Origin of the sequence: uncultured Campylobacter sp., from assembly GCF_938031315.1 — a bacterium.
Classification (GTDB): domain Bacteria; phylum Campylobacterota; class Campylobacteria; order Campylobacterales; family Campylobacteraceae; genus Campylobacter_B.
Genome location: NZ_CALHHT010000380.1, coordinates 1 through 22,329, shown reverse-complemented (window position 1 = coordinate 22,329; position 22,329 = coordinate 1). Strand labels below are relative to the sequence as shown.

20 protein-coding genes are annotated in these 22,329 nt (G+C 48.7%); 10 read left to right on the top strand and 10 right to left on the bottom strand.

The features are described from left to right. Positions 1-832: 832 nt before the first annotated feature. The gene (locus Q0236_RS09400; protein WP_297917152.1) at positions 833-1,756 is read right to left on the bottom strand and encodes a methylenetetrahydrofolate reductase; all 924 of its coding nucleotides are present in this window, start codon (positions 1,754-1,756) and stop codon (positions 833-835) included. Between the two features lie 95 nt (positions 1,757-1,851). Between Q0236_RS09400 and Q0236_RS09395 the strand changes: the two genes are divergently transcribed. The 7 genes from Q0236_RS09395 to Q0236_RS09365 all read left to right on the top strand — a co-directional run bounded on the left by Q0236_RS09395 (position 1,852) and on the right by Q0236_RS09365 (position 8,895). After that, a complete protein-coding gene (locus Q0236_RS09395; protein ID WP_297917150.1) occupies positions 1,852-4,143 on the top strand; it encodes a DUF87 domain-containing protein in 2,292 nt (763 codons plus the stop codon). A 9-nt stretch (positions 4,144-4,152) separates the two neighbouring features. Then, complete coding sequence (gene plsY / locus Q0236_RS09390) at positions 4,153-4,809, top strand: glycerol-3-phosphate 1-O-acyltransferase PlsY (protein WP_297917148.1); 657 nt, start codon at positions 4,153-4,155, stop codon at positions 4,807-4,809. Next, positions 4,806-5,123, top strand: coding sequence for a dihydroneopterin aldolase (locus Q0236_RS09385; protein WP_297917145.1), 318 nt, complete (start codon positions 4,806-4,808; stop codon positions 5,121-5,123). Before plsY ends, Q0236_RS09385 begins: the two co-directional genes overlap by 4 nt. 76 nt (positions 5,124-5,199) lie before the next feature. Further along, positions 5,200-5,871: a homeostatic response regulator transcription factor HsrA gene (hsrA, locus tag Q0236_RS09380; RefSeq protein WP_005871260.1), complete on the top strand. Its 672-nt coding sequence runs from the start codon at positions 5,200-5,202 to the stop codon at positions 5,869-5,871. A 38-nt stretch (positions 5,872-5,909) separates the two neighbouring features. Next, positions 5,910-7,157 (top strand): HAMP domain-containing sensor histidine kinase, encoded by a 1,248-nt coding sequence (locus Q0236_RS09375; RefSeq protein WP_297917144.1) that lies wholly within the window; start codon positions 5,910-5,912, stop codon positions 7,155-7,157. A 49-nt stretch (positions 7,158-7,206) separates the two neighbouring features. Continuing rightward, positions 7,207-7,452 (top strand): YfhL family 4Fe-4S dicluster ferredoxin, encoded by a 246-nt coding sequence (locus Q0236_RS09370; RefSeq protein WP_297917141.1) that lies wholly within the window; start codon positions 7,207-7,209, stop codon positions 7,450-7,452. Then, entirely contained in the window at positions 7,453-8,895 is a 1,443-nt protein-coding gene (locus Q0236_RS09365) for a Ppx/GppA phosphatase family protein (protein WP_297917139.1), read from the top strand. A 901-nt stretch (positions 8,896-9,796) separates the two neighbouring features. Here Q0236_RS09365 and Q0236_RS09360 read toward each other — a convergent pair. From Q0236_RS09360 to Q0236_RS09350, 3 genes are read right to left on the bottom strand one after another with little or no spacing between them, the layout of a single operon-like run. Beyond that, on the bottom strand, positions 9,797-10,102 hold the full coding sequence (locus Q0236_RS09360) for a metal-sulfur cluster assembly factor (protein WP_297879927.1): 306 nt from the start codon (positions 10,100-10,102) through the stop codon (positions 9,797-9,799). Beyond that, positions 10,099-11,274: a peptidase M50 gene (locus Q0236_RS09355; protein ID WP_297917137.1), complete on the bottom strand. Its 1,176-nt coding sequence runs from the start codon at positions 11,272-11,274 to the stop codon at positions 10,099-10,101. The genes Q0236_RS09360 and Q0236_RS09355 overlap by 4 nt, the downstream gene beginning before the upstream one ends. Before the next feature lie 17 nt (positions 11,275-11,291). Next, positions 11,292-11,636: a hypothetical protein gene (locus Q0236_RS09350; protein WP_297917135.1), complete on the bottom strand. Its 345-nt coding sequence runs from the start codon at positions 11,634-11,636 to the stop codon at positions 11,292-11,294. 144 nt (positions 11,637-11,780) lie between these two features. Between Q0236_RS09350 and polA the strand changes: the two genes are divergently transcribed. Continuing rightward, positions 11,781-14,597: a DNA polymerase I gene (gene polA / locus Q0236_RS09345; protein ID WP_297917133.1), complete on the top strand. Its 2,817-nt coding sequence runs from the start codon at positions 11,781-11,783 to the stop codon at positions 14,595-14,597. Between the two features lie 423 nt (positions 14,598-15,020). On the opposite strand, the gene Q0236_RS09340 is transcribed toward polA, so the two are convergent. From Q0236_RS09340 to Q0236_RS09315, 6 genes are all read right to left on the bottom strand, one after another. Then, on the bottom strand, positions 15,021-16,157 hold the full coding sequence (locus Q0236_RS09340) for a PLP-dependent aspartate aminotransferase family protein (protein WP_297917131.1): 1,137 nt from the start codon (positions 16,155-16,157) through the stop codon (positions 15,021-15,023). 306 nt (positions 16,158-16,463) lie between these two features. After that, positions 16,464-16,823 (bottom strand): MmcQ/YjbR family DNA-binding protein, encoded by a 360-nt coding sequence (locus Q0236_RS09335; protein ID WP_297917129.1) that lies wholly within the window; start codon positions 16,821-16,823, stop codon positions 16,464-16,466. Beyond that, positions 16,820-18,022 carry a replication-associated recombination protein A gene (locus Q0236_RS09330; RefSeq protein WP_297917127.1) on the bottom strand — a complete coding sequence of 401 codons (1,203 nt, stop codon included), beginning with the start codon at positions 18,020-18,022 and terminating at the stop codon, positions 16,820-16,822. The genes Q0236_RS09335 and Q0236_RS09330 overlap by 4 nt, the downstream gene beginning before the upstream one ends. A 704-nt stretch (positions 18,023-18,726) precedes the next feature. Next, positions 18,727-19,641 carry a cysteine synthase A gene (gene cysK / locus Q0236_RS09325; protein WP_297917125.1) on the bottom strand — a complete coding sequence of 305 codons (915 nt, stop codon included), beginning with the start codon at positions 19,639-19,641 and terminating at the stop codon, positions 18,727-18,729. 9 nt (positions 19,642-19,650) lie between these two features. Beyond that, positions 19,651-20,064, bottom strand: coding sequence for an Rrf2 family transcriptional regulator (locus Q0236_RS09320; protein ID WP_177387438.1), 414 nt, complete (start codon positions 20,062-20,064; stop codon positions 19,651-19,653). After that, on the bottom strand, positions 20,064-21,335 hold the full coding sequence (locus tag Q0236_RS09315) for an aminotransferase class I/II-fold pyridoxal phosphate-dependent enzyme (protein WP_297917123.1): 1,272 nt from the start codon (positions 21,333-21,335) through the stop codon (positions 20,064-20,066). The genes Q0236_RS09320 and Q0236_RS09315 overlap by 1 nt, the downstream gene beginning before the upstream one ends. Positions 21,336-21,526: 191 nt before the next feature. On the opposite strand from Q0236_RS09315, the gene Q0236_RS09310 reads away from it, so the two are divergent. Together Q0236_RS09310 and Q0236_RS09305 are read left to right on the top strand one after the other, a co-directional pair. After that, positions 21,527-21,886: a hypothetical protein gene (locus tag Q0236_RS09310; protein WP_297917165.1), complete on the top strand. Its 360-nt coding sequence runs from the start codon at positions 21,527-21,529 to the stop codon at positions 21,884-21,886. Further along, a partial coding sequence (locus tag Q0236_RS09305; protein ID WP_297917121.1) for an HAD family hydrolase occupies positions 21,887-22,329 on the top strand: 443 nt, incomplete at its 3' end. It lies immediately after the preceding gene.

The window sequence follows — 22,329 nt, the reverse complement described above, 5'->3', positions numbered from 1 at the left end:
TAAAAAGCATATTATAATATTGCGTAGTTTGAGTATTGGTTTTCTGTGCGAGATTATAAAACGACGTTAGTCTGAGGCTGCTGCCTTTTTGGCGACGGGCTTTTAGATTATAAAAGAAATCAAATATGATAGCCTAAATGGGTGTTAATTTCAGCTGATTCTACACATTAATAGCTTGTTGTGATTAGCTGCAAAGCTCGACAAGTATTTTTACGGTGGCGTATGTGGATCTTTTGAGTGACCTACACATAGGCTGTAGAATAAAATTCAAATACCAAAACGCTCACAACAGCAAGCATCAAATTGCCTTAGATTTGAAATTTAGCATAAACGCTAGTAAATTTAATCAAATACCACAAACGGGGCGATAAAGGATGCCATGCCATGAGTGCAGAGGCGTCGTATCTAATATTGGTTTCGTTTGCCCTCTACAGCTATCCCTCGTTATACAATATACTCTAAAAAAGAGATAGGAAATTAGTTATCTCTATATAGATAGCGGCGAGCCGGAAGGTGCGGTCGCGTAAGCTGCAGACTGAAACGGTCAATGCATTTAGTTTTAGTGCGAAAGCTACAGCAGTTTATAGGTTTTGATGGTAGGCCTAGCTTAATGCTATTGTAAACATTGAAAAATTTCGCACGAAATATCATCTTGCAGTGATGGACGACAAGTATTAAAGCATATTATTAAGGCAATTTTTTATAAATTTTAAGTTCAAATTCCGTTCGGATAAAATTTCGATTATTTTTTAGAAAGCGATCCGAAATTATCTAAAATTCCTCCGCTAGCTTGGACTATCTAGAGTTTTGCTCGTGCGCTCGGTTTAAAATTTTAAATAACGTAAAATCCCAAATTCTCGTGCTTAAGGATAATTTTTCTGATCTCTTTTAGTAAGCTGAGCGAGGCTTCGATTTCTACGCGGCGGGTGCTTACGCTCTCTACGTTCGCGCCCACGCTCACCCCTTTTTCCAGGGCATATCGGTAGATGAACTCAAACATCTCCACGCACAGTGCCACCGAGCTTTGCAAGATATCGACGCTGTTTATCAGCCGCTGCTGCAAAAACTCCGGTATCGAGATGCCTAGCCACTTCATAAACTCAAGCGTCTTGAGGCTGCCGCACGGCGTGAAAGTAAAGATTATAGGCACTTTCTCGCATTCCAAGGCGGCGTAATCGTCGATGAAAATTTTAGCGTTTTGCACGTTGTAAACCGCCTGAGTGATAAAAAACTCGCACCCGCTCGCCGTTTTTTCCGCGACTTTGAGGTGTTCGTCGCGGTTCTTTTCGTGGCGCTCGGGTATGCAGATACCGCCTACGCAAAGGTGCGGCGCCGCTTCGTTTTTTATCTCATAGGCACGGCTTAAATGTAGCTTGCACTCCTCGTCTTTTGAGCTTGCGCCCACGAAAACGCCGAGCTCGCTCGTATCGCGCCTTAAAATTTCGCGAAATTCCTCCTCGTCGTATTTGCCCACGGCGCGGTAGATGATCGCCTCTTTATCGGTGCGCAGATACTGCTCGTAATAAATCGCAGGATCGATCGTGTGGGAGAATTCAAACGTGCGTTTTTCCTGCGTGCGGGCGCTTTCGTCTTGTAGATCGTAGATGATGATGCCGTCGCATTCGCAGCCGTTGATGCGCTGCGAGCGTAGCTCGCTAAGGCGCGCGAGATCCTCCGGGGTGGAGCTGATTTTGGGCGGAACTATGCCGTAGAGCAAAATTCCGCTCTTTTTATTTTTGATTTTTTCTTTTAACACCTGTATTTCTCCTGATTTGGCACGCATTGTAGCAAATTTAAATTTAAAAATTTAAATGATATAATGCCGCACAAATTGCAAATTTAAGGAAGGCAATGAAAACGCTTCAAGAAAATTTAAAGCTTTTTTATCTGGGGCTTGAAAACAGCGAGCCGTTTTTGTATAAAAACAAGGATCTGACGACCCACGCGCTTATCATAGGAATGACCGGCAGCGGTAAAACAGGCCTTGGCATCACGCTGCTAGAGGAAGCCGCGATCGATAATATCCCATCCATCATCATCGATCCGAAGGGCGATCTGACAAATTTAGCTCTTACTTTCCCGCAGATGAGGGCCGAGGATTTTGAGCCCTATATCGACGAGGCCGAGGCGCAAAACAAAGGTCTTAGCGTGCGCGAGTACGCCGAGCAGACCGCAAATACTTGGCGCGAAGGGATCGAGGGCTCGTATCAAGACCTGGCGCGGGTGGAGCTTTTGAAAAACAGCGCCGATTTTAGAATTTATACGCCCAAATCAAGCGCAGGTCTTGGAATCAGCCTGCTAAGCGACTTTGAAGCGCCGAAGGGCTTAAACGAAGAGGATTTGAATAACTACGTCGGCGGTATCGCTACTAGCGTGTTAAGCCTCGCGGGGATTAGCAGCGATAATCTCAGCTCGCCGGAATTTTTACTGATCAGCCAAATTCTGTCTTATCATTTCGGCAGGGGCGAGGGGGTGAGCGTGGTGGATCTCATCGCGCAGATCGGCAACCCGCCTTTCGATAAGATCGGCGTTTTTGACGTTAATACCTTTTTTCCGAGCGATAAGCGAATGGCGCTTGCGATGAAGATTAACGCGCTCATCGCAAGTCCGAGCTTTAAGCTTTGGTGCGAGGGCGAGCGGCTGAATATCGCCAAGATGCTCTTTGATGAAAACGGCAGGGCGAGGGCGAATATATTTTCCATCGCGCATCTAAACGACGATGAGAGGATGTTTTTCGTCACGCTGCTTTTGGGCGAGATGATCAAATGGATGCGCACCACCAGCGGCACGAGTTCCTTGCGCGCCGTGCTTTATATGGATGAAATTTACGGCTTCTTCCCGCCAAACGGCAATCCGCCGAGCAAAACTCCGATGCTTACGCTGCTAAAGCAGGCTCGCGCATTCGGTCTTGGCTGCGTATTGTCGACGCAAAACCCGGTCGATCTCGATTACAAGGGGCTTAGCAATATCGGTACGTGGTTTATCGGGCGCTTGCAGACCGCGCAGGATAAGGAGCGCGTCATCAGCGGCCTAAGCGGCATCGGCTCAAATCCGATCGACAAAAGCGTGCTTATGGAGAAAATTTCAAATCTCAAAAAGCGAAATTTTTTGGTAAAAAACATCAACGAGGACGTGCTGCGAGTGATCGAGACGCGCTTTGCGCTAAGCTATTTAAAGGGTCCTTTAAGCAACGAGCAAATTTCAAATTTAATGAAAGACAAAAAGGCTGAAATTTCGTCCGTGTCGGGCGCCACTCAAGGCGTTAAATCCGCCGGCGCCGCTAAACCCGTAGTTTCAGCTGAAATTTCACAGCTTTACAGCTACGGCGCGGGTCTTGAGCTAAGCCCGTATCTGTATGCAAGCGCAAAGATGCGATTTTGCGACAAGGGGGTAGATTTTACGCAGCAGCGCTCCTTTTTGCTTTCGCTTTCGGACGGGGGCGAAATAGATTGGAATGAAGCTAGCACGCGAGAGGTCGCAAATTTAAGCGGACATGAGCAAGCGGGCTCGCTCTACGGCGCGCTTCCTAGCTTCATCGCGGGCGCAAAAAATTTAAACGCTCAGCTTAAAAGCTTTAAGGAGTGGCTATATCGCAATGAAAAACTCGAGCTTTTTAGCGCGCTTGATCTGCTCTCAAAACCGGGCGAGAGCAAGGAGGAGTTTTTCGTGCGCCTAAGCGATAAGGCAAACGAAATTTTAGAGGCCAAAACCGATGAAATCGCGGCTAAATTTGAAAAGGAAAAAGCGCGCCTTGAGGATAAAATTTCTCGCGCTAGCGAAAAATATGAGAAGGAAAAGGGCGACGTGCTAAGTCGCGGGGTGGATGCGGCGCTAAACATAGGCGGAGCGATCTTAGGCGCGTTTTTAGGCCGCTCGCGCAGCGCTAGCAATATCTCTAAAGCGATCAGCGGAGCTAAAAGCGCGCATAAAATTTTAAACGAACGAAGCGAAGCCAAAAACGCACAAAACAGCCTAAGCGCGCTGCAAGAGGAGCTGGAAGTGCTTACGCAGAAATTTGAGGCCGAAGTGGACGCGCTAAAACAGAGCCTGGATCTAAAAAATATCAAGCTTGAAACGAAGGAAATCTCGCCTAAGAAAACGGACATTTACGATGAGAAAATTTCACTGCTTTGGAAGAGTTAAAGGGATTTTATGAAAAAATCGGGAATTTTGGAATTTTTACTTAGCATCGTCGGAGCGCCAAATTTTTGGTGCTACGTCGCGGCGTATCTGATCGCTGCGATCCCCTTTGGGCTTTTGATCGGCAGATACCTAGGCGGCGTGGATATCAAAAGCGAGGGCAGCGGCTCCATAGGCGCTACCAACGTCCTTCGCGTCTTAAAAACTCGAGATCCGCAAAAAGCAAAAAAGCTCGCAATCCTAACGGTCGCTTGCGACGCGCTAAAGGGCGTCCTGCCGATACTGATCGCGCGGGCCTTGGGCTTTGATCCAAACGTGCTGTGGGGCATGGCGGTCTTTGCGGTGGTAGGGCATTGCTTTAGTCCATATTTGAAATTTAACGGCGGCAAGGGCATTGCGACCGGCGCGGGCGTGCTTGCTTGCTTTATCCCTATCGAGCTCATCATCGCGCTTGCCGTTTGGTTTATAGTCGGTAAGACGGTTAAAATTTCATCCGTAGCCTCGCTTGCAGCGGCACTCGCGCTAGTTATCGCCAGCTACGTGATCCATCCGCAGATGCCAGGCATCAATACCCACGCGCCGATCTTTCTGATAGTTTTCATCGTATTTTACAAACACGCACCGAATATCGCAAGATTGCTTAAGGGCGAGGAAAAGCGCGTAGTATGATTAAAATTTTAATCGAAAAGCTGGAATTCGGCGCGATAATCGGGACGCTGGATTTTGAGCGCAAGCGCGAGCAGCGCGTGTGGGTGTGGGCAAAGCTTGGAGCGGAGGAATTTATCGACTACGCGCGGGTTTGCGAATATATCAAAGCGGAGCTTCGCGAGAAAAAATTTCGCCTCGTAGAGGACGCGCTAAAATACTTCGCGCAGGAGTTTCACTCAAAATTTCGATCGATGGATTATTTTTATATGAAAATTTTAAAGCCCGAAATTTTACAAGACGCGAGCGTCGGCGCGGAAATAGAGATAAAATTTTAAAATTTCTTTAAAAAATCTTGAAATTTTGCTTAAAATATGTTAAAATCGCCGCAAAATTTTAAGGCAAGGAAATTAAATGAGAATTTTAATAGTCGAGGACGAGGTGACTTTAAACAAGACGATAGCGGAGGGCTTGATGGAGTTCGGCTATCAGACGGATACTTCCGAGAGTTTTAAGGACGCAGAGTATTATATCGGCATTAGAAATTATGATTTGGTGCTAACCGATTGGATGCTAGCTGACGGCAACGGCATCGATCTCATCGCATTGGTTAAGCAAAAATCCGCGCGCACCTCCGTCGTCGTGCTATCTGCAAAAGACGATAAAGAAAGCGAGATCAAAGCACTTCGCGCGGGCGCGGATGATTTTATCAAAAAGCCTTTCGATTTTGATGTTTTAGTAGCGCGCCTTGAGGCAAGACTTCGCTTCGGCGGCTCAAATATCATCAAAATCGACGATCTCATCATCGATCCGGATGAGGAAAAGATCACATATCTAGGTCAAGAGATCGAGCTTAAGGGCAAGCCGTTTGAGGTGCTAACTCACTTGGCGCGCCACAGCGATCAGATCGTAAGCAAAGAGCAGCTATTAGACGCTATCTGGGAGGAGCCTGAGCTCGTTACTCCGAACGTGATCGAAGTCGCGATCAATCAAATTCGCCAGAAAATGGATAAGCCTCTAAATATCTCTACGATCGAGACCGTTCGCAGACGCGGATATAGATTTTGCTTTCCACAAAAAGCCTAAGAGTCCGCTTTGTAATACAATTAGCATCCGCTTCGTTGATGCTAATTGTCATTTTTTCGGTAATGCTCTATAATTATATGAGAATTACCATCTTCGAAACTCCAGTTCAAAATTTAATCCAAAGAGCACAAAAAATCGTAGATGCCTCCGTGATGCCTGAGAAAATTTCATCTTTTTTACAAGACGCATCCGGTGAATACGAAAGCAAAATCATCGAAAACGAAAGTATCAATAAACCTAAATTTATCGAAAGCTCCGAGGGCGGCAGGAGCTATTTGCAGCTGCACTACCCCTACGGCAAGGATAAAATTTTAAGCATAAAAACCGATGTGAGCCTCTACACCGATATCGTAAATCAGATACTCGCAGATATTATTTTAGTAAATTTAGTGATGATATTTTTGGTGGTGTTTTACGCGATGCTTCTTTCTCGCACGCTGCTAATGCCGATTAAGCTAATCAGCCAAAGGCTTGCCTCGGTGGATGAAAAATTTTTAAAACCTATCGACGGAGCCGAAATTCCAAGCGAATTTAGCCCGCTTTCAAACAGCATAAACCGCCTGCTTGAGCGCATCGAAACCTTTATTTTATATCAAAAAGAGCTTTTTATCGGCATCGCGCACGAGCTTAAGACTCCGCTGGCGGTGATGAAAACCAAAAACGAAGTTACGCTCATCAAGCCGCGCGAGAGCGAGAAATATATCGAGGCGCTTAAAAATAACAACGATTCGATCGATAATATGAATAAGATGATCAGTTCGATCCTAGAGATCGGGCGACAGGAGGGGGCACAGTTCGAAGCGCCCGAACAGACCGATATGATTGCATATCTACGGGAGCTATGCGTGGGCTTTAAAATTTTAGCGCGTACGGCAGGCAAGGACTTGACGATGGATCTTAAGCCTGAACAGCTTGAAATTTCGGTGCAGAAAAGCCTCTTTATGCACGTGATTCAAAATTTTATCCAAAACGCCATAAAATTTTCTCCGGACGGCGAAAAGGTGCTGATCGAGAGCGAAATTTCGGACGGAAATTTCATAGTGCGGGTCGCAAACAAAGGCGAGCCGCTTAACGAAGAGATCGATTATTTCGCCCCTTTTAAGCGCTACGGCGGCAAACCGGGAGCCGGGCTCGGGCTATTTTTAGCCAAAAATGCTGCTCAAGCGATGGGCGCGCAAGTGGATCTTAAAAACGATGAAGCGCGCTCGCTAATCGTCGCGATTTTCAAACTTCCACTAAAAAATTTAAGAAATAGCCCGAAATTCCGCTATTTTAAAACAAAATGAAGCTTTTTATGGTATAAACGCCATAAATTTTTTCGTAAGGTAAAATTATATGTCATTGTTGATTACAAAAGAATGCATCAGTTGCGACGCTTGCCGCGAGGAATGCCCTAATGAAGCGATTTTTGAGGATGAGCCGATATACATCATAGATGCCGATCGATGCTGCGAATGCGTCGAGGATTACTCCGAACCCGCCTGCATCGTGGTTTGTCCCGTCGAGTGTATCATCACCGACCCCGATAATATCGAGACGGCGGACGAGCTGAAATACAAACACGTCCATATGGAAATTTAAATGCCCAAGCGCGTCGCCGTCATAGATCTGGGCTCAAATTCCGCCAGAGCCGTGATTTTCGAGCGCACGAGCAGGCTCGGATTTTTCATTTTGGCCGAGCACAAGATCAAGATCCGCCTAGGCGAGGGCGCTTACGAAAACGGCGGAATTTTAACTTCCGAAGCGATGCAAAAATGCCTGCTGGCGTTTAAAAAATTTAAAACCCTGGTATGTAATTATAAGGCTAAGCGCGTGCTTTGCATCGGTACATCGGCGCTTCGCGATGCGCCGAACGGGAGCGAGTTTATAAATCTCGTCCGCAAGCAAACGGGCATCACGATCCGCAAGATAGACGGGCAGATGGAGGCGTATCTGGGCGCCTATGCGGCGCAGAATTTGCTTAGCGACTTTTCCGAGGGCGTTACGCTGGACATCGGCGGCGGCTCGACCGAGCTTGCTTACATCAAAAACGGCAGGATAGAAAATAAAATTTCTCTAAATTTAGGCACGGTGCGGCTAAAGGAGCTGTTTTTCGACCGCGGCGACACAAAGGGGCTGGAGAAATACATAAACAGCGCGATCTCGCAGCTCGGCGCCGAGTTTCGCACGCAAAATTTAATCGTAATGGGCGGCTCTGCGCGAGCGCTCTCGGGCGCCGTGATGAGCCTGCAAAACCATCCGCTAAAGATCGTGCATAATTTCAGCTATGATTATGAAAAATACGCGCCGTTTTTTGCCAAGCTGATGAGTGCAAAGACGCTTGATTTGGCGAAATTCCCGATCAAAAAAGACCGCTACGACACGATCAGAGAGGGCGCCATCATCTTTGATAAGATCGTAAGGCGCCTAGGGGCGAAAAAGATCATCACTAGCGGCGTGGGAGTGCGTGAGGGGGCGTTTTTAAGCTCGATTCTGCGCGGCGCAAACCTGCCTAGAGGCTTTAATCCGAGCCTAAGAAGCCTTAAAGATCGCTTCGCTTCCGAGCCCAGCGAGGCTCCGAAGTTCGCAAAGGCGCTGTTTTGCACGCTATCGCCGCTGCACGGCTTGAGTGAAAAATATATTAAAATTCTTCAGACCGCAGCATCGCTTTGCGAGATCGGGCGAGCGATCGGCTTTTACGCCAAACATGAAACCAGCGCAGATATGGTGCTCGGCGGGCTGAACTACCGCACGACGCACAAAGAAAAGGCGCTCATAGCCGCGATCATCTCGATGCACGGCAAGCGCGAGCTGGGTGCTACGTTTGCGCCTTTGAGCGCGATTTTGCCCGATGCCGCCAAGCTTGCGTGGCTTAGCTATATTCTGGAGCTCGCGCGCCTTCTAAGCGAAAACGCGCTGAAAAATTTAGAATTTAGCTTTGAAAACTCCACTCTTAAAATTTCCGGCGCCGATAATTTGATAATGCTTAAAGGAAGTCTTAAAAAGCTCGCAAAACCCGCAATTTTCGCCGTAAATTTCGTCTAAATTTAGCTTTAAATTTAACCGCTTGCCGCGCGTTTACGGATCTGCTTTAATTTTATTTAGCCGCTCTCGTTTCTTTGCAAAATTTTAATCAAGCGTGCAAATATAAATCGGGGCGATTACGCAGAATAATTGCAACGAGGGGTTTGCTTTATCTTTTGGTTTGAAATTTAACGCCTGTCGAGATCTACTAGCCGCGCTCATAAACAGAGCGGTTAAATTCCATGGTTTTTTAAAATTTAGTTGCGCGGCTTGTAAGATTTCACGGCTCTATTTGCGGCTCTTGCGGCTAAATTTAAACTGTGATTCGCGCCGTGCATGGCGGTATTTTGCGGTTTGGGAAAAGGGAAAGCAGATGGGCGAGTGGGTTGGCACGCAGACGCACATACGGGAGAACAGGCGAGCTAACTAGATGCAGGCAGGGGCACAGGCGGCGCGATTAAATTTAAAATATTGCGCCGCGCGGTATTTTGCAAACACAAATCGTTTGATGATGCTCGCCAAATCGCGGTTATGCGGTCAAATTTTAGATCGTGTAAATTTATAACTAAGCGATAATCAAACGGCGGTGCGAAATTTAATTGAGTTAAATTTTAGATCGTTCAAATTTAAAACGGCGGCGAGAATCACGCCGCAGCAAGAATGCCCAGCTATCTGTGCAGCGCTCCGAAATTTCGTGCAATATTCCAGTGATCCACGCATCGCTGTGGAATTTCATACAACACCAAGACATTTCACGCAGCGCTTTGGAATTTCACACAGCGCTCTAATATCTCGCGGAGCGCTTCGGGCGATTCGCAGAAAAGCGCCCCGACAATCCGCGCAGCGTCCGAGGCGATATGCAGAAGCGCCCGACGACGAGTGCGGCGTCCTGAGCAATCCGCAAATATCCTTCGCGCGAGCTCTAAAATCGCCCCAGAGCCTCTTTGACGTGATCCTCTGCCATATCGATATTCCACATCGGCTCAAAGACGAGATCAATCTCTACCTCGCCGATACCTTCCACGCTCTCGGCACCCGCGCGCACCCATTCCACCATCATCTCATGCAGCGGGCACGACTGAGTCGATAGCGTCATCGTGACTTTGGCGTTGTTCGCCTCATCTACCGCTACGTCGTAGATGAGCCCTAGCGACACGACGTCAAAGCCCACCTCAGGGTCCACCACGGCGCGAAGCGCGTCGTAAATTTGCTCCTTCGTTACTTTCATTTTTCCTCTCCGAATTTTATGTAGTTAAAGATATTTACGATGTTAATTAGCACCAAAATTATGCTTGCCGCTTGCAAGATCACCGCAGGCGTTAGCGCTCCGAAGCTCGCGCACGCAAGCGCTAAGACGTTCGGCACGCAGGCTGCGTAGGCGATCTTTTTGATTATCATATCCTCTAGCATAGGGATTTTGCGCTTGCCGACGAAGGGCGAGACGTAGTGATACCAGATGAGAAAGGGCGCGATTTTATAAAGGTGCGCGACGATGAAGGCGAACAAAAAGCCGTATAGCAGCCAAAACGCCGCCGCATCCGCGCGATCCGCGAGCCAAAATGCCGCGCTAAATCCCAAAGCCGCCAGCGAGATGTAGACGTTTAAATTCCAATAATCTATCGCTTTTCGCACGCGCCTAGCCAGGATATAGATCGCCTGAGCCGCAAAGCTCGCAAGCGCGGCAAATGCGATGAAAATTCCAAAGTCTTTTAGCAAAAACAGCCCCGCGAGCAGATACAGCGCCAGTGAAGCTTTTGCTAGCGCGAAGCTTAGATCGTGCGCCAGGCTAAACATCGGCAGCAGCACGCACGCAGCGCCTACGATGACGAAAAACACGAAGCCCAGCACGAAGTATATGTGATAGGATAAAATTTCTGAAAAATACACTCCGAAAATCTCCACGCCGCTAAGCGCTAGCACGAGCGCGAAGCCAAGGCTGATCCCTACGGCTAAAAACGCAGCCGAGATCGCAAGCGCAACGGCGGGGAAGCTCCATTTGGGCGTGCCGATGAAGCTTAGCGCGTAGCAGATCGTAAAATAAAATAGGCTAAGCAGCAAAACGGTGCCGCCTGCGTGCATCAGCGAGATATTTGAAAGTAGCAATCCCGCGCTTAGCAGAGCCACGCCCGCAGCGTAAGCAAAGAGATTTAAAAACGCAAATTTGACGGTGAAAAATTCCTTTTGGATGATGACGGAGGTAAGCTGATAGAGCGCTCCGATGATTATGCTGATTACGAATCCGAGCAAAAATACGTGAAAAAAGCTCGCCGTCTGCGGCGCTTGGATCGCGCCGAAATCGGCCTTTAAAAAGCTCGCCGCGCTTAGCAGCAAAAAGATAAAGCCGCAGATGAAATAGCCGCCTACGATGCGAAACGGCGGCGAAAATGTCGTGATATTCATCTAAATTTTAAAGCACTTTAGCCGTGGCACTTCGCGTCGGTGTCGAAGCCCTCATTGACCGCGCCCGGTTTTAGGCTGATGGTGAGCTTGACCGCGTCGCCGTCCAGATCCTCGCGGGCAATGTCAAATTTAGATTCGATTTTTGGGATCAGCCCCATCGGAAATTTATGATTTACCATGACGACCTTTTTGGTTTCGTCTTTTACGAAATTTAGCGCCACCAGCGCATTTACCATAGGCTCGGGCGGAACGCATTTGCGCGAATCAAAGCCGATGTACTCCACGCCGCCCTGCGATTTTTTATAAAATTTCAACGTAGCGCCCGCCGCGTCGAACTCCTGCCAGTCTGTGAAAAAATCCATACCTGATCCTTTTTTAAAATTTCGCGCGATTATATAGCAAATTTTAAAATTTTGAAATGAGGTAGGTCAAGTCCTATTTGGAATTTGTAAATTTAGCCGAATTTTAATACACTACGCGTTAAAATTCTAAATCCGAGGACCATTATGCAGACCATCACGATCATCGATACGTTCGGCTTTTTTTTCAGGCTCTACTACGCTATGAGCGGGCTTAAAACCAAAGACGGCAAACCCAGCGGCATGGTGAGCGGATTTGCGAGCTTCATCGCAAATCTTTCGAAGGAATTTAAGAGCGATTATATAATTTTCGCTCTGGATAGCAAGGGCAAGACCTTCCGCTCGGATATCGATCCGAACTACAAAACCAACCGCCAAGCCCCGCCGCCCGCGCTTTTGCAGCAGCTGCCGATCTGCATCGAGATGATCGAAAAGATGGGGCTTTACTCGCTCGGATGCGAAGGCTACGAGGCGGACGATCTCATCGCAAGCGTCGTTAAAAAGCACGGCGCCACGCATAAAATCAACATCGTTACCTCCGACAAGGACCTGTATCAGCTCATCGGCGAAAACGTTAAAATTTACAGCCACGGCAAAAAGATGCTTTACGGAAGAGAGGAGTGCTTGCAGCGCTACGGCGTCTATCCCGAGCAGATCGTGGATTTTTTAGCGATCTGCGGCGACAGCGCCGATAATATCCCGGGCGTGCGGGGTATCGGCGATAAGGGGGCGAAGAAGCTTTTAGACGAATGGGGCTCGCTTGATGGGATCTATTCAAATTTAGACCGCCTACCGCAAAACAAACAGCGCGAGTATCTGATAGAGGGGAGGCAGAGCGCCTACATAAGCAAGCGCCTGGCTACTCTTTACGACGAGCTGGAAATCCCGCCTTTAGAGGACGCGAAATTTCCGCAGCAAAATCCGCTTTTTAAAATCCGCGAAATTTTAAAAGATTACGCGCTAAATAGGCTTCTTTCAGCGCTAAACCTGCAGGAGCAAAACGGACTTGATCTTTGGAGCGAGGGTAAAAGCATGGGCACAAAAAGCTCCGTTTTGGGCGCGGGCGGAAAGGGCGCGGGCGCAGAGCCGTCTCGCGGCGGCTCTATCTTGGACGCTGTCGTAGGGGGGCTAGACGGGCAAAATTCTATCCCTAGCGGCTCCGCTTGCGGCGGGCAAAGCTGCGAGAGTGCTTTTAAAACGCCATTTGAGCCTATTTGCATTACCGATGCCGCGGAGCTTGCGAGGCTGTGCGAGGGCGTCAGCGCCGAGACCTTGGTGAGCTTTGATACGGAAACCACTAGCATCGACAGCAAAAGCGCCAAGATCGTGGGCTTTTCGTTTGCGTTTAACGAGGAGCGCGCCTACTACGTCCCGCTCGCGCATAGCTATTTGGGCGCTCCTGCTCAAATTTCTTCGGACGCGGCAAAGGCCGCGATCGGCTCGCTGTTTCGCGGATATGTCGTGGGGCAAAATTTAAAATACGATTTTGAGATCGTGAAAAATAATTTTAATATCGAGCCTGCTGCGCGCTTTGCCGATACGATGGTGCTAGCGTGGCTGCTCGATCCCGCAAACGCCGTGGGGATGGACTCTATCTCGCCGCGGTATCTGGGGTATGAGACCGTGCATTTCGGCGACGTCGTCAAAAAGGGCGAGACCTTCGCCTCCGTGGAGCTGGACGCCGCTACGATCTATGCGAGCGAGGATGCGTGGGTGACGCTGAGGCTGTATTTTAAACTCAAACAGCTGCTCGAACCCGCGCTTTTTAAGCTCGCGCAAGAGCTTGAGTTCCCGTTCGTGCGGGTGCTTTGGCAGATGCAAAGATGCGGCATCAAGATCGACGCGGAGATGATAAAGAGCCTAATCGGGCGCAACGAAAAGTCCCTGCGAGCGCTCACGGATGAAATTTACGAGCTTTGCGGTGAGCAGTTTAATATCAACTCTCCCGCTCAGCTCGGCGCCGTGCTTTTCGAGCGGCTAGGGCTTCCTGCCGCAAAACGCACGAAGACGGGCTACAGCACCGACGAAAGCGTGCTGAAGGATCTTACGGCGCTGCATCCCGCGGTGGATAAGATTTTAGACTACCGCGAGCTGTTTAAGCTGCAAAGCACCTACTGCGAGCCGCTGCTACAGCTTGCCCTTGCAGATCCGCAAAACCGCGTCAGATCGAATTTCTTGCAGACCGGCACGGCTACCGGGCGGCTAGCGAGCAAAAATCCGAACCTGCAAAATATCCCCGCGCGCGGCACGTTTGCGAAGGACGTGCGGGACTGCTTCCTAGCAGAGGGGGGCTACTCGCTGATCTCGCTTGATTACTCGCAGATCGAGCTGCGCCTGCTCGCGCACTTTTCGCGCGATCCTGCGCTTTTGGCGGCGTTTAGGGCGGATGAGGACATTCACGCGCGCACGGCGATCAGCATTTTCGGCGACGCGCAGCCCGCGCACCGCACGATCGCAAAGAGCATAAATTTCGGCCTCATCTACGGCATGGGCGCGGGCAAGCTAAGCGACAGCCTAGGCATCGCGCGCGCCGAGGCGAAGGGCTATATCGAGCGCTATTTCGCGGCGTTTTCTACGATCAAGGAATTTTTGCAGAGCATAAAATCGGACGCGAAAGCAGATGGCTACGTAAGCACGCTTTTTGGGCGCAGGCGCTACTTCGATTTCGCAAACGCGCGCAACAACATGGTCTATGCGAGCTACGAGCGCGAGGCGGTGAATACGAAATTTCAAGGCTCCGCCGCCGACATCATCAAAAAGGCGATGGTTGAGATTTCGCCGCTGCTAAGTGGCGAGGCGCGGCTGATATTGCAGATCCACGACGAGCTGATCTTCGAGGTGCGGGACGATTTGGCGCAGAGCTTCGGCGAGCGCGCGCAGGAGATAATGCAAAGCGCGGCGAGCCTAAACGTGCCTTTAAAGACGAGCCTAAACATCGCCAAGCGCTGGGGCGAGCTGAAGTAGCTACGCTAAATTTAAAACGCGGCTAAAATTTAAGCGGAATTTAAACGGCGCGCAGAATTTTAAATTTTGAGCAGGACGGAGCCAAAATTTGCCCGTTTGATAGATTTAATTGCGCTAAATTTAAATCGAGCGGCTAGCGGATTATACGCGCGCTGTATAAAATTTAACGAGTGAAAATTCATACAAAATTTAGCTCGCGATAAATAGGCATAGGTTTTGCGAAAAAAGATTTTTGTAAGATGAAATAATCGGCGGCGGGTCTTTACGAACTCGCCCTGCGCGCCGGCTTGTAAAGACCGCGCCCTTATAGCCTCACGAGCGAAGCTATAAGGATTTCGGACTAAATTTTGGCATGAATTCTGCGCGCGTAAATTTTACAAGCCTGCATAGAAATTTCGCGAGCTTGCGCAAATTTCGCGCCGCCTATTTTTTAGATTTTTCTAGCGCGGCGGCAAGGTCCGCTATGAGATCGTCCGCGTTTTCGATGCCTATGGCTAGGCGCAGCAAATTTTGACTGATGCCGATGCGCTCTTGCAGCTCGCGCGGATAGCTCTCGTGCGTCATCGACGCGGGGTAGCAGATCAGGCTCTCTACGCCGCCCAGGCTCACAGCTAGATCGAATAGCTCAAGGCTGCGCGCAAAGGTTTTATAGTCGTATTGCGGCTTAAGCACCAGTGAGATAACCGCTCCGATGCCGCTAGCTTGGCGATTTTGTATCTCTTTTTCGTTAGCCGAATGCGAGCCTGCAAAATTTACCGCCTCTACCGCAGGATTGCTGCGTAAAAATTCTATTATCTTTAGCGTATTTTCGCTCTGGCGGTCGAAGCGCACGCTTAGCGTTTTAAGCCCGCGTATGAGCGAATACGCGTCGGTAGGCGATAGCGTCGCGCCCAGAGTGTTTTTCATAAACTGAATTCTTGCGGCAAGCTCGTCGTCATTCGTCGTAACGATGCCGGCGATCAGATCGGCATGCCCGCCTATGTATTTGGTCGCGCTATAAACCACGACGTCTGCGCCGTGCTCTAGCGGACGCTGATAATATGGGGTCAAAAAGGTATTATCCATAACCACAAGCGCGCCGTTTTTGTGCGCGAGCTCGCTGATACGCTCAATGTCGGTTACTCGTAAAAGCGGATTTGATGGCGTTTCGATGAAGACCATTTTGACGTCGCTCGGAATTTCGCTGATCAAATTTAGATCATCCACCAAGTCGTAATTGATCCCTTGATTTTTAAAAATCCCGCTTACGTAGCGATAGGTGCCGCCGTAGACGTTGTTATTTAACAGCACGCGATCGCCGCTTTTAAGCAGCGCGAATGCAGCGCTCGTAGCCGCCATACCCGAGGCTAGCGCGAAGGCGTATTTGCTGCCTTCAAATTTTGCGAAAAGTTCCTCGAAGGCGTTGCGCGTAGGATTTGCGCCGCGCGAGTAGGCGTATTTGCCGAAATCATCCAGGCTTTCTTGCACGAAGGTGCTGGCTAGATATATCGGCGGAATGACCGCGTTGTGGGGGTTGGACTTGGCCTCTATGCCCTTTACGATTAGGGTATCTATTTTCATCTTTTCTCCTTAAAAATCGGTAGTATATCCAAAATTTTAAAAATTTATCACGTTTATCAATTTGTTTATTGTTGATTTGCTCGTTAAAATTTGCCAGATACGGTGATCTTATGAGCCGAAAAATTCTATCTGCCCTTGCGGCTTTTATTGTTTTTGAGCGTCTATCGGATTTTAAAATTTACGTAGGCTGTGCTTTGCAAAATCCAATGCGGTGAAATTTAGTCTTGTGCGGCTAGAGCTTTAAATTTAGCCATTTAGCGGCGCTTTATTTTCAAGAGTAATCACGTGAGCGAAGCTGCGCAGCTTCTATAAAGTCAGCTCAAAGCTAAGATCGACGAGGTCAAAGACCTGCTCGGGCGCGATTTTGGAGCTTAAATTTACGCTGATCCAGTGCTTTTTATTCATATGATAGGCTGCAAAAATTCCCTTTTCGTCACGCAAAATCGCCGCTAAATCGGGCTTTATCTTTAAATTTATCACGTCGCTTGAGCCGGGGAGTGCGCGACCGAACTTTTCATTAGCAAGCCCGCGCATCAAAAGCGCAAACCACTTGCGCTTCCCTCCTGCGTGACGAAAAACCGCAAAATTCGGATATTCATCCCACAGATACTCGCCATCCGCGTCGTAGCGCTGCTTCATTAGTTTTAGGACGCTGCTGAAGTTCATTCTCGTTCCTTGATATCGATCTTTTCCCTGCGCAATCGCGCCAGCCACTCATCCAGCGTCTTTTCAAAGCCGATCCCCTTGCTTTCGTAAAATTTCGCCGCCTCGCTCATATAGGCCTGCTCGACCCAGCCGCCGAAGTCGTGCGGGTATTTGTAGTCTGCGATCTGCTTGTCGGAGTTGATGAGATAGCGCGGCGTAGGCAGCACAGCAGCGGAGCGGACGAACTTCAAAGCGGCGTTGATGCCCAAATACGCGGCGTTTGATTTGGGGCTGTGCGCCAGATAGATCGCGCATTGCCCCAAGATAATGCGAGCCTCGGGGTAGCCGATCTTGCTGACGGCAGTTAGCGTGCTAGTAGCGATATTTAGGGCGTTTGGATTGGCGTTGCCGATGTCCTCGCTAGCTAGGATCACCATCCTGCGTGCGATAAAATCCGCGCTCTCGCCCGCATCTATCAGCCTCGCGACATAATACAGCGCGGCGTCGGCGTCGCTGCCGCGTAGGCTTTTGATCATCGCGCTAGCAAGCTCGTAATGCAGATCGTCGCTGCTAACGCCCGCAGCCACGGCATTTGCGCGCAGCGTGCGAAGCGTATCCAGCGTAATGGCGCTGTCTGCCAAAAGCGCAAATTCCAGCAGGTTCAACATACTCCTCGCATCGCCGCTGCTGGAGTTTAGCAGGTATTTTCGCGCCTCCTCGTCCATCTCAAAGCCGATCTCGCCCTGAGCGCGCGCCAAAAGCGCCTCCAAATCCTCGTAGTTAAGCGGCTCGAACTCAAAGATCATCGAGCGCGAGCGGATGCCGCTGCTTAGCACGAACTGCGGATTTTCCGTCGTCGCGCCGATGATGATCGCAGCGTAGTTTTCCATCGGGATTAGCAGTACCTCCTGCTGCGTCTTGCTGAGGCGGTGGATCTCGTCGATGAAAATGAGCGGCTTAATGAGCGAGCCCGCGTGCGAGGATAGAATTTTGCGGATATCCTCGACTTTCAGGCTCGTGGCGTCAAGCTCGTAAAAATCGTAGTTCAGCTCGCTTGCGATCACGCGCGCCATCGTCGTTTTGCCGCTGCCTGCGGCGCCGAAAAATATGCTGTGCGGGATGCTGCCTGCGGCGACGAATTTTTTAAAAACCGCTACGATCTTGCCCTGCCCCACGATCTGCTCTAAGCTTTTGGGGCGAAATTTCAAGCTCAAACTCATTTTACAACCTTAAAAATTTTGCCCCGATGATAGCGTTTTTATGATTAAATTTTGAAATTCGGCTAAATTTAAAGGGCGATTTGGCTTTACATACGGCGAAGATTTGAAATTTATGCACGGCGCGAATTGGGAATTTTAGCCGCACGAGCAAGCTTAAAAATTTCAGTAGAATTTTTAAAATTTTATGTCGCGCGCGGGTTAGCGGTATAAAATTTTGCGGCGTACGGATCGCGCAAATTTAGCGGGCTTAGCGGTTTTAAATTTAACTAACGCCTAGCGTTGCGCGGTCGCGCCGTCATACATAGCGCGCCCGAAATCAGCTCGGCGCGCAAGATAAAATTTTAAAATTTAGCCCTATTTTAGGGCTAAATTTTATCTCGCGGCGGGCGGCGAGCTGATAAATAAACAAATCAATAAACGTAAAATCGACAAAGCAAAAAAATCGCGATGCTCACATAAACTCATCGCGCAACCATCGCGACTATCGCTTCGCCCGCGCAGAAATTATCGCGTAAATCTATCGCCTACGTAACGCAAAAATGTAAAATATAATCGCGTAATCGTTGCAATAACCCGCGCAATCGCGCAAAACTCATCGTGCCAATTCCGGCCGTCAGCGTAAAATTTAATCGCGCCAAGCTCTGTACCCGCGAAAAATGCGTAAAATTACCGCACTAACCGCCTCGCTCGCAAAAAATCGCCGCCTATTTAAAAAGCTCGGTAGAAAGATACCTCTCGCCGGTATCGCAGAGGACCGTAACGATCACTTTTCCTTTGTTTTCAGCCTTGGCAGCGATTTGCGCGGCAGCGTAAACATTCGCGCCGCTTGAGATGCCCACGAGCAGGCCCTCTTTTTGCGCCAGCTGTCTAGCCGCGGCGAACGCATCGTCGTTTTCGACGCTCAAAAAGCCGTCAATGACGCTTCTATCAAGATTATCAGGGATAAAGTTTGCGCCGATGCCCTGAATTTTATGTCCACCCGCACTGCCGCACGTAAGAAGCGGCGAGCTAGCAGGCTCCACGCCGTAAGCTTTGAGATTTGGATTTTTAGATTTTAAAAATTTCGCCGTGCCGCTAAGCGTGCCGCCGGTGCCGAATCCCGCGACCAAAATATCCACCCTGCCGCCGCTTTGCTCCCAAATTTCGGGCCCCGTAGTTTCAAAATGCGCTTTTGGGTTGCTTGGATTATCAAATTGGCTCGGTATGAAGCTGCCCTGAGTACTCGCAGCTAGCTCATTCGCCCTATCTACCGCGCCTTTCATTCCGAATTTCGGATCTGTCAGCTCGATTTTAGCCCCGAATGCGGCGATGAGCTTTTGGCGCTCGATACTCATCGAGCTTGGCATCGTTAGAATGAGCTTTATACCGAGCTTTGCCGCGACCATCGCAAGTCCCACGCCCGTATTTCCGCTGGTAGGCTCTATCAAAACGCTATTTTTGTCGATCTTGCCCGAGCTTAGCGCGTCTTTTACGATCTGCCACGCGATGCGGTCTTTGACCGAGTGGCTTGGGTTTAAAAATTCCGCCTTGGCTAAGATGAGGGCATTTTTGCCAAACGTATTGATTCTGACTAACGGAGTATTGCCGATGAGCTCCGTAACATCGTTTGCTATTTTCATATTTTTCCTTTAAATGCTGAAATTTAAATACTGGACGCTTCGCGCCATCATCTCCTCGTAGCTGCTTAGAGGCTCGTTAAATATCTCTGCCAGCTTGACGTCAAATTTCTCAAAAAACGCCCGTAGTCCGGGATCACTCATCTGAATGCTAGTCATCCGCAGATCCTTTTCAAGAGCGGTAAAAATTTCACCGAAAGTAATCTCGCTAGCATCTCTAGCTAGGTGATAGCCGCCGTTTTTACCTTTGATGCTACACACTAGCTTTTCGTTTCTAAGGGTATTTAGAATTTGCTCCAAATAATTCTTAGAAACTCCCGTACGCTCGGCGATCTCTTTTATACTTATCGGCGCTACTTCGCTAGCTTTGGCGATCTGCAAAATCGCAGCCAGCCCATAAACGCCCTTTGTGCTTAAAAGTGCCATTATTTCAGTGCCTCACTAAGATCGGAAATCAAATCATTCGCGTCCTCTATACCCACGCTTAGGCGGATTAAACTCGCAGGTACGCCAGCGCGGTTTAGCTGCTCCTCGTTTAGCTGCGAATGCGTCGTGCTCGCAGGATGAGTGATGATCGACTTCGTATCGCCGATATTTGCTACGACGGAGAAAATTTTAACCTTACTAACCGCCTTTAGCGCTGTTTCTTCGCTATCTACGATGAAGCTCATCAGACTGCTTGCGTAGCCGTTTTTAAATTTCGCTTTGATCGCGGCATTAAACGGCGAACTTGCAAGCCCCGGATAATTTACCTGCTTTACCTTCGGATGATTTTGCAAAAATTCTGCTATTTTTAGCGCGTTTTGCGAGTGTTTTTGCATGCGAAGCGGCAGTGTTTCAAGCCCCTGGATGAGCTGAAACGCGTTAAACGGCGATAGTGTCGCACCAATATCGCGAAGCAGGGACAAGCGAATCCTAAGCGTATAAATGTCGAAATTATCTACTAAATCTGCATAAACTAAGCCGTGGTAGCTCTCATCAGGTTCGTTGAAATGTGCGTAACGCGGATTGCCTTTGAGTTTGGAATTTAATCCTTTGCCCGCAACGATCACACCAGCGATACTAAGCCCCTGTCCACTTATATATTTGCTAGCGCTGTGGATTACGACATCGGCGCCGTCAGCAAGCGGATTGTAAAGCGCAGGGCTTGGGATCGTGTTATCCGCAATCGTTACTACGCCGTGCTTATTTGCGATTGTAGCGATTTTAGCGGTATTTGCAACTGAAATTTGAGGATTTGAAAGCGTCTCAAAAAAGATCGCTCTAGTTTTATCATCGATTAACCCTTCCAAATTATCTGCCGTTTCGGAGTCAAAAACCCTAGCTTCGATACCAAAGCGCTTGATCGTATGCGCCAAAAGCGTAGTTGCGCCACCGTAAATTTTCTCCGCGATGATGATATTTTCGCCCGCTGCGGCTAAATTTGCCACCGCAAAAAATATCGCCGCCTGCCCACTAGAGACCGCGATTGCGGCTTTGCCATTTTCCAGCGCCGCAAGTCGCGCCTCAAAAACATTAGTAGTAGGATTTGTCAAACGCCCATAAATCGGTCCTAGATCACGCAGCGCGAAGCGATCGGCGGCCTTTTTGCTAGAACCGAAGTTAAACGCGGTGCTTTGATAAATGGGAACCGCCATCGTGCCGTAGCCTGCGACGGAGTCGTAACCAAAATGAGTTGCGAGGGTTTCTTTTTGCATTTTTGTCCTTTGTAAAAAATTTGGCGAATAATAGCTAAATTTTAAAATAAAGTCAAGTATTTTTATATGGTTTTAAAATACCTATAATACGGGATTTATAGAAAAAATATTATTAAAATATAGTTTTACAATATGCGTAATTTTGCCAAAATTTCGAATTTTGCTATAATGCGCGCTTTAATTAAGGAAAGATCATGCAAATCAAAGAAAAAGATGAGCGCGTTAAATATATCCGCGCGTTAGAACGCTTCGTAAAATCCGCCGTAGCACTGCTAAAGCGCGAGGATTTCGACGCAGAGCTTTTTGCGAAGCGAATAGCTAAAAACTACGAAATTTTATCTAAAGCGGCCGCTACGAATCTCGATAGTCCCTACACCAAGGCGCTTGAAAGCTTTGCCAAAAACGTCCTTGATGCTAGCGAGGCAGGACAGATCAACGATGCCGCGTTTAGATCAGCGCTACAGCATGAAGCAAACGCTCTGCAAAAGCTCAAAAATAATAAGAGTTACAAAAAAGACAAGCACAAAATCGATTTTTTAAAGGATTATTAGATGAAAACCGTGATTTTTGATATGGATGGCACGCTGCTCGACTCCTCGCGCGCGATCGAAATCAGCGTCAATAACACTCGCCGCGAGCTCTACGGCCTAGCGCCGCTACAAAAGAATTTCATCGTCCACACCATCAACGATCCAAGCAAAAACGCCTTTTTGGAATTCTACGGCAAAACCAAAGCAAGCGCCGAAGAGCTCGCATTTTTTAAAAAAGAATTCGTCAAAAACTACCATGAATTCGCCGTACTATATGAGGGCATCGACGGGCTTTTGCGCCACTGCAAGCGCTCGGGCTATTTCGTCGCTCTGGCTTCAAACGCGCCTGCATACACGCTGCAAGAAATTCTAAAAAAAACGGGCTCGCGCGAATTATTTGATCTGGTCGTGGGCGCGGACGAGCATACGCCCTCAAAGCCCGATCCTGCGATGCTTTTGCGCAC